The organism is Robinsoniella sp. RHS, assembly GCF_001029355.1.
GTDB lineage: Bacteria > Bacillota > Clostridia > Lachnospirales > Lachnospiraceae > Robinsoniella > Robinsoniella peoriensis.
The window spans coordinates 1-8150 of sequence record NZ_JNGB01000091.1 but is presented as its reverse complement, the minus strand read 5'-3'; the positions used below and the strand labels follow the sequence as shown (position 1 = coordinate 8150).

The 8150-nt window shown below is 39.6% G+C and carries 10 protein-coding genes; 3 read left to right on the top strand and 7 right to left on the bottom strand.

Annotated elements, in window-relative coordinates; all coding sequences use genetic code 11:
* From RHS_RS22755 to RHS_RS22745, 3 genes are all read right to left on the bottom strand, one after another.
* On the bottom strand, positions 1-268 hold a 268-nt coding region (locus RHS_RS22755), incomplete at its 3' end, for a Txe/YoeB family addiction module toxin (protein ID WP_395023398.1).
* Complete coding sequence (locus tag RHS_RS22750) at positions 268-519, bottom strand: type II toxin-antitoxin system Phd/YefM family antitoxin (RefSeq protein WP_047834455.1); 252 nt, start codon at positions 517-519, stop codon at positions 268-270. The genes RHS_RS22755 and RHS_RS22750, both read right to left, overlap by 1 nt.
* 754 nt (positions 520-1273) lie before the next feature.
* Positions 1274-1594 (bottom strand): hypothetical protein, encoded by a 321-nt coding sequence (locus RHS_RS22745; protein WP_395023396.1) that lies wholly within the window; start codon positions 1592-1594, stop codon positions 1274-1276.
* Positions 1595-2664: 1070 nt separating this feature from the next.
* Here RHS_RS22745 and RHS_RS22735 point away from each other — a divergent pair.
* The 3 genes from RHS_RS22735 to RHS_RS22725 all read left to right on the top strand — a co-directional run bounded on the left by RHS_RS22735 (position 2665) and on the right by RHS_RS22725 (position 4236).
* Complete coding sequence (locus RHS_RS22735; RefSeq protein WP_047834453.1) at positions 2665-3054, top strand: hypothetical protein; 390 nt, start codon at positions 2665-2667, stop codon at positions 3052-3054.
* A gap of 74 nt (positions 3055-3128) precedes the next feature.
* Positions 3129-3338, top strand: coding sequence for a helix-turn-helix transcriptional regulator (locus RHS_RS22730; protein ID WP_027295784.1), 210 nt, complete (start codon positions 3129-3131; stop codon positions 3336-3338).
* Positions 3339-3555: 217 nt separating this feature from the next.
* Positions 3556-4236, top strand: coding sequence for an isochorismatase family cysteine hydrolase (locus RHS_RS22725; RefSeq protein WP_047834452.1), 681 nt, complete (start codon positions 3556-3558; stop codon positions 4234-4236).
* Here the strand turns inward: RHS_RS22725 and RHS_RS22720 are convergent, their stop codons facing one another.
* The 4 genes from RHS_RS22720 to RHS_RS22705 all read right to left on the bottom strand — a co-directional run.
* Entirely contained in the window at positions 4237-5406 is a 1170-nt protein-coding gene (locus RHS_RS22720) for an iron-containing alcohol dehydrogenase (RefSeq protein ID WP_027295782.1), read from the bottom strand. It lies immediately after the preceding gene.
* Between the two features lie 192 nt (positions 5407-5598).
* The gene (locus RHS_RS22715) at positions 5599-6855 is read right to left on the bottom strand and encodes a glycosyltransferase family 2 protein (RefSeq protein ID WP_044297635.1); all 1257 of its coding nucleotides are present in this window, start codon (positions 6853-6855) and stop codon (positions 5599-5601) included.
* Positions 6842-7549: a TVP38/TMEM64 family protein gene (locus tag RHS_RS22710; protein WP_044289623.1), complete on the bottom strand. Its 708-nt coding sequence runs from the start codon at positions 7547-7549 to the stop codon at positions 6842-6844. Before RHS_RS22710 ends, RHS_RS22715 begins: the two co-directional genes overlap by 14 nt.
* A 148-nt stretch (positions 7550-7697) precedes the next feature.
* The coding region (locus RHS_RS22705; RefSeq protein ID WP_395023391.1) for a sensor histidine kinase at positions 7698-8150 on the bottom strand (453 nt) is incomplete at its 5' end.

The following is an 8150-nucleotide window of genomic DNA, read 5'->3' as shown; positions in this document are numbered from 1 at the left end:
AATGAATATTATCATAATGCGTCCACATGTTTAAAATCTTAACAACCATTTCCTCTTCATACACTTGATATACTAGCCTATGTTGTATATTTATTCTCCGGGAATAGGCACCTTTCAAATTACCTTTTAGGGGATCAATAGGTGGCGGCGTCTGATAAGGATTAGCTTTTATAATTTCTATCAATTCTTTTGCCTTTTTATCCAATTTAGCACCTTTCAAGTTCTGGATATCCTTTACCGCCTGTTTCGTATAAACTATCTTGTACATTACCAATCAACCTCATCTTCTGATACACACTCACTCAAAGGTTGCTCCATACCCTCACGGATGCTATCTGCCATTCCAGGTATTGAATTCAGATATATGGTTTCCTGGATTGCATGCCAATCATCCTCAGAAATCAGCACTGCATTTTTTCCCTTATTATTTACTATCGTAACTGGTTCAGCTGAAGCATTTACATCTTCTATTAAACTATACAAATTATTTCTTGCGTTAGTTACATTAATTATTGCCATAAAGTCACATCCCTTCTTACAAATAAGTATAACGTACGTTTTAACGTACGTCAAGTCATAATAAAACTTTATTTATCATATCAAATTTTACTGCATCTCTATGTTTTTTGTTGTCAAACTTGTTGTCAATTAAGAACTCTATACCTCTGAATCTCCTTTCTTTACTATAATTTTCGTTTTGTGAACGTGGGTTCGAATCCCACCGTCTCCGCTATTAATAAATCGAGTGTTTACGCGTTTTGCCTATATTTAAAGGAACTGTTAAGAATTAAATGTACTGTAGAAGTATAAATTTTGTCACACGTGTTGCATTTTTACTTAGGAATGCAACACGAAATGCAACACGGAAAATGATATAATATGCTTAAAAAGTCCCTAGGAAACTGGGGACTTTTTATTCCATTTATTCTCATTGTATTTGTTCCTGTAAAAAAGTATATTTAAGATAAGTAAATTACTTTATGGAGAAAATATTATGAGACAAGTCCTAAATATAGAATTAGAATGCCGCACGCTCCTAAGCGGTGCACAGGAACCTGTGTTGGTTAGAACGCTACCCGATACCGCAGATAGCCATTATTATAAAATATTAGACATAAAGAACGGGAAAAAAAGTGGCACCGGGGCAAGTAGATAACTATAGTAGCATGTGTTATAGCGGTGCATGGTAATCATAGGAACGTTCTGTTGCTGCATTTCCCGGAAAAATCTATGTGGAAACTCGTTATGTAACCCCGGTTAATCCGGGGTTTTCTTATTCTTCTACTTCTTCCGGGTACACATCCAACCGCATCCCCTTAAACACAGGCTGTCGCATAGCACCTTTAGTATTAGGAATGTATTCCACGGTGCAAACCTGATGCGCTACCCATATAGCATTCTCATTTCCTTTGGGCAGTATAGAAAATGGGTTCCTGCCGGTTGGAACCAGTGTCTTTATAACTCCGGCGGATACTCCCAGGGTTATGTGTCCTTTATATAGAAGTCTTCCGTTCCGGTATCTTCCAAGTACCAAGCTGTATATATTCCTGACCTTGTATATATAACCGGTAACAATATACTCTTCATTCGCCATGCGCTTGAACTTAATCTCCTTGTTTGCGTAACTTCCTGTTTGTATGCGTCTTACCTTTTTACATAAACAAGTCTATACCCTTTTTATCTGTTAAAAAAAGATACCGTATTATCCAGCCAACTGCCCTACGTGGTTCTGCTGAATAAACTGTTTAATTTGGTTGTATCCCCAGCCACAATTTATTAGGCTACTCACAAGCATTTCTGCGCCTTCAACCTCTTTTACTGCTCTGAGGTCAAGTAATCCCGTAAACTTTCTTTTGGTTTTACGCCATATTCCTGCATCAGCTCTTTAAATGGCTTTCCAAACAACGTTTTATAGATCAACTTCGTGTAGTTTGGGTACATGAAGTTTTTATGGGGGCTTGCTGTTCGAACTTCTATGGCAGCCGGCAGGGCGTTGTGCCATCCGTTCTGAGTCTTGTCGGAAATGAGGTGGTGCCGATGTACGTTACATACAGTGATTTATTTACCTTCGTAATCATGCTTACATCTGTTATAACTTTAGTTGTAACTATCAAAAAAAAGCATAAAAAATAACGCCCCCACTCTGGTAAAGTAAAGCGTTGTTTTTAAATACTTATTCTGCCAGAACGGATAGTCATGACCTATCCTCCGGCTGTCTTGTTAAGTATATTATAGTCAATGTTCAGATATTTGTCAATAAATTATCTAACACGAAAAATAAACTTCAATAGAAGACCTGTCTTTTTATTTATTCCTGATGAGATAATGCCCATTGTGGTATACGAAGCACTTCACGAAACAGTTACTTATTTATTAAATGAAAAACTTCCCATGAACCAAATAGATAATTTGTTTTTTCCTAATTTTGATAATAGAATTACATTTAATGGATTAATCAATATTGTGAACTCTCAACTTGTTATTGGTAGCTATCATCCTGTACATACTGTCATAATAGAAATCAGCCAATCTAAATCAGCAAATTATAAACTTGCAATTAGTATAGATTCAAAAAAATAAATACATGAATCGGTACTATTTATCTTGTACTCCAATATAAGCTTTGATATAATACTATATACAATACACCGACAAGAGCAACTTATGGCTTTGGAAAATAAATTGGGCATTACGGACGCAGCAGAGCTTGCCCGTGATGAAGAAAAAACAAGCAAGAAAAAGGCTCTCGAATTGTTTGAAATACACAAACACCAGTTCAGAGAGGGTAACGGCAGGGGTACCAGAATTTGGCTTGACTCTATCCTCAAAAAGGAACTGCACCAAGTAATTGACTGGAGCAATGTTAATAAAGACGATTATCTGCTCGCTATGGAGCGTAGCCCAATTAAGGATGTTGAGATAAAAACACTTCTTCGTGCTGCTTTAACTGATAAAATCGACGACAGTGAAGTCTATATGAAAGGCATTGACGCAAGCTACCACTATGAGGGATACAACGTCTTTAAAACGGAAGATTTGGACAATGAGAATTAATCGACCTATTCGTGCGAATTGTAGATAAAAGGTAAAGCTATGACTGAGTACAACCAGATTGAGAGGAAAATACAATGGCTGTTAGTTATAAAAAGCTCTGGAAGCTGCTTATTGATAAAGATATGAAGAAGAAAGACTTACGTGAGGCCGCGAATCTAAGTCCCTCCCTCGTTGCCAAAATGGGCAGGAATGAAAACGTCACAACCGAGGTGCTGTCAAGGATTTGTGCAGCACTTAAATGTGACATCGGTGATATTATGGAAATGGTGCCAGAGGAAGAATAAGAGCCAAACGACTTATTAAAGTGTGTCAAATCATACGAGATTTTGCGGCAGATAATCCACTAAAAAATGCATTACTGATATGCCAGAAATATAAGCTGTGAATGGTAAACTTTATGTATCAGCTATATTTGATTGCTTTGATGCATAGGTCAACTTAGGGATATCTGATTCAAACTAATCAATCTATAAAATACATCCCCGGGAGGTATTATTCATCATGCAAAAACTAAAGTATATGTTCATCCATCTAATCAGCATAGCTGCATTTTTCACCCTTTGCATCATTACTCCATCCCTTGTAGCCTATTTTTTCCTGCTGCTGCTTCTTGTTCGGATCGTCATTTTCCTGATCCCTTCCAACGGGGAACGAATCCGTTTCCGGACGGAGTCGAAACGAGCGCTTCTGGTAATTGATCTGCAGGAAGGATTATGCGGGCAGCGAGGCTCCTACTCCAATAAAGAACCTTTTTTGAAAGCGGTAAATGACACCATTGAAAAAGCCAGAGCAGATGGGGATATGGTCATCTATGTAAGACAGGTATTTTCATCCCTGGACAACATTTTTGGCTGCCTGGCAATGGGTGGAAGGCTATCAGGCTGGGATCATGGCAGTGATTTTGTAGCAGGATTAAATATCATCAGTGACAATCAGTTTATTAAGCACCAGCAGGATGCGTTTTCCTGTAAAGCACTTTCCCGGCTTCTCGCGGAAAGTGAAATAAACACCTTGACCATTGTAGGACTGGATGCTTCTTCCTGCGTATATAAGACAGCAATCAGCTCTCTGAGACGGGGTTACATTGTAAATTTAAATTCAAAAGCCCTCCTGTCAAAAAGTAAGAGCGTAATGAATAAAATGCTGGATACTTTTCGCCAGAAAGGCATGTATGTTTACTAATTATTTATAGGAATCTTCTAAAATTTTAACTACATCTGCATCACTCAGTTGAACCGGATCACCTGCATAGAGTCCCCCCATGGTGGCTCTTGCATTATCCGCATATTTTTTCAGTTCTTCTTTCTTCATACCATGACTGCTCATTTTTATATCGTCAACTCCGCAGATCTTTTGCAGTTCTGTCAGGGCATCCACAAAATCCATTGCCGTCTTTGCATCTGATTTTCCAAGGGCTTTTGCCATCTGAACCATACGTTCCTCACACTGGTTTGTATTTGCAAAATGTGAATAATATGCTTTACTAATTGCAATTAAGGCTTCGCCGTGTACAAAATCCGGATGATATGCGCTGATGGCATGGGCTATGCTGTGTTCTGACGTACAGGAAGAAGTGGATTCTACCATTCCTGCAAGGGTATTGGCAAGTGCCACATCTGCTCTGGCGTCCATGTTATCGCCTTCGGCTACTGCCTTGTGAAGGCTTTTGCCAATCAGCTCAATCGCTTTTAATGCAAACATATCACTCATTACATAAGCACTATTATTTAAATACCCCTCTGTACTGTGAAACAGAGCATCAAATCCCTGATATGCCGTCAGGCGTGACGGAACCGTTGTCATCAGTTCCGGGTCTACAATGGCTAACATGGGGAATGTCTTATCATATCCGAAACCGATTTTTTCATTTGTCTCTGTCTTCGTAGTAACCGTCCATGGGTCTGCCTCTGTTCCCGTTCCGGCAGTTGTGGTAATTGCAATAATCGGAAGCGGATTATTCGGTACCGGCAGTCCCTTTCCACTGCCGCCCGATACATAATCCCAGTAATCCCCATCATTTGCAGCCATTACTGCTATCGCCTTAGCCGCATCAATACTGCTGCCGCCGCCAAGTCCCACTACAAAATCAATCCCGTTCTCTTTGCAGACAGCAGCTCCTTCCATAACATGGTCTTTTATTGGGTTAGGCAGAATCTTGTCAAACAGGAGATGGGATACCCCTGCTTTCTCCAATTGTTTCTGTACTTTTTCAAGATAACCGTATTTTTTTACGGAGGTTCCTCCTGTTGTAACGATAAGTGCTTTCTTTCCCGGCATTTCCTGCTTGTGCAGATCGTTTAATGATCCTTTGCCAAATAAGATTCTGGTTGGAATGTAATAATTAAAATCCATATTGTATCCCCTTTCTATTTTACGTACAGCAGTACATCAGACTTTCGTCCGTTTGGCATCCTCACCTGTATGTACCAGCCTGTTCGTCGATAAAGAAAGTATAAGTCTTAAAGCTAACTTGAAGTCAAGCACTTTTTTCGGATCCTTCTGATCCTTCCTTTCTGTTCCTTCCGGGAAGGTCAGTACTGCCGGCTACACCTTTGACCGAACCTCATCCAGTGTCTTAGACACACCATGGTGAATCGGCTTCCATTCCACCTTTTTAAACAATGCTACGATGGAAATTGGTATATATGTAATCATAAACAGCGGAAATGTAAATATATATCCGATTTTCTTATAAGCAGGTGCATGAATCTGCCTCCATTCTGTGACAACCGTAAGCGCTCCCATTGCCAGCATCATAAGATACCCATTTACCAGAAACTCTCCTACGGACTGCAGTAATACCAGAATATCTGCATCTTTGTAAACGAGACTGACAATGAAACCAGCCGTATTCAATATGCAGCTGAGCACTGTTAAAATAATTGCCGGCATGATTGACATAACCATGTCGTAACAGGAAAAGCTTCCTTTTTCGAAAATATTTCGGATCAGCCTGCCGCCGTAATTAGCAAATACCTGCATATTTCCCTTTGCCCAGCGCAGCCGCTGATTCCATGACTGGCGAAAGGAAACCGGCTGCTCATCATACAGAACAGCATCCGGACAATAAGCGATGCGCTCACCCTGTAAAATACTATCCACTGTAAATTCAATATCTTCTGTCAGAAGGAAATGATTCCAACCCTGATTTTTTCTGACTATGTCGCTGTGAATCAAAAAACCGGTGCCTGAAACTGCACAGCTGCTTCCCATTGCCATCCTTGCCTGATTTAAATACCTGGACTCTCTTAAAAACCACAGGGAGTAACCTGCCGAAATCCAGTTATCCCCAAAGTTTTTGGAATTGCGGTAACTTGTTATAATGCGGTGCCCATCAGAAAATGTACGGTTCATATTCTCTATGTAATATTCATCCAGCAGATTATCTGCATCAAAGATGAAATAACCGTCATATTTCTTATCAAGACCGGCTGCCTTGATATTCTGAAACAAAAAGCGCAGCGCATATCCTTTTCCTACCTGTCTCGTATTAAAACGTTCCCATACACAGGCATGATTGGCTCTTGCAATTTCAGCAGTCCTGTCCGAACAATTATCTGCTACTACATAAATATCTACATACTTAGTCGGATAACTCTGATTCCGTATGCTTTTTATCAGCTGTGCTATTACAGACTCTTCATTTCTGGCGGATATCAGTACTGCATACATATGGTAATTCACTTTACCGGATGTCTTCGGTTTTTTAATCAGTGCTGCTGCCACATAGAAAAGCTGGTAAGAATAGCAGCAGATAAACACCATAGCAATCAGATAATTTACATATTTAATCATTTCCATAACTTTTTCCTCCTTCTTTTGCAGCACCACGTACCGTTATAACCCGATATACCAGTAAGCCAATTATGCTGACAATGATTGTGACAGCAAATACAAGAATAGCAAATTGGTAATTCTGTACTCCCAATGCATCTCCTCCCACCGTAGATGTTATGATTGATGGAATTCTCGCTATCCCTGTTATTAAAATCCAGGTTGATAATCTCATTGTTGTAAGCCCGATAACATAGGTCATAAGGTCTTTTGGTGTCCCCGGAATCAAAAACAGTATAAAGGTCAGTGTATTCAGTTTCTTTTGATTCTGCATAATTTTAAGTGACTGGATCTTTTCTCTGGGGTAAAATACTTCTACCGCTTTCACTCCAAAATACCTGACAAAATAGAATACAACAATGCTCCCGATTAATGCCCCAATCAGGCAAAGCGCTGTCCCTTCAAATATCCCGAAGGCATAACCCGCCCCGATTTCAAGGGGTTCTCCGGGTATGATAGCTATTATAATCTGCATTGCCATCATTGCACTGAATGCAACTCGCCCCCAAATACCATGCCCGTCAACCCACGCACGAAACTTTTCCGGCTGTGAAACAAATTCCAGCATTGGCCTCCCCACAAACCAAAAAACGGCTGCACTCATGAGTATAAAAATAGTAACGCATGCGATACTAATTATCTTTTTCCGTTTTAATGTCATAAAAAACTCTCCTTATCCGCCCCGGAAGTTTTCCTTCCTTAACTTTTAAGAAGAGTATAAATTACAATATTCAACAAATTATCAACTGCAACCGATAATTTTCTATAGAATTTCTTACATTATTCTTAACACACTCAAGTGCTTCGCTTTACAGCAACATTTTAAAATTAGCCTGCACAAGCCCGCCTCCATTGTGGCCATTAGCGCAAAATATGGAACCTCCATGTTTTTCACTGAGAATCTTACAGATATTCAGCCCCAAACCAAAATGAGAATCGTAGACATTTTCTTTTTCTTTATAAAAGGGCTTCACTGCCTGTTCTAAGGCCTCTCTGGTAAATCCTTTTCCATCATCACCGACCGCTACGGAAAAATACTCACCATATGCAAATAGCTGCACATCCAATTCTCTTTTCGCGTATCGTACACCATTAGAGATGAGATTTTCAAAAACCTGCAGTACTAATTCCCGGTCCACTGATATTTTAGAACATTTAAAATGCGTGGTAAATTTCAGCTGCATGCCTTTTTCCCTGCAAAGTATATCGGCACAGTCTCTGATCTGCTCTGCAAATTCCTCACAATTTATTACACTAGTCTT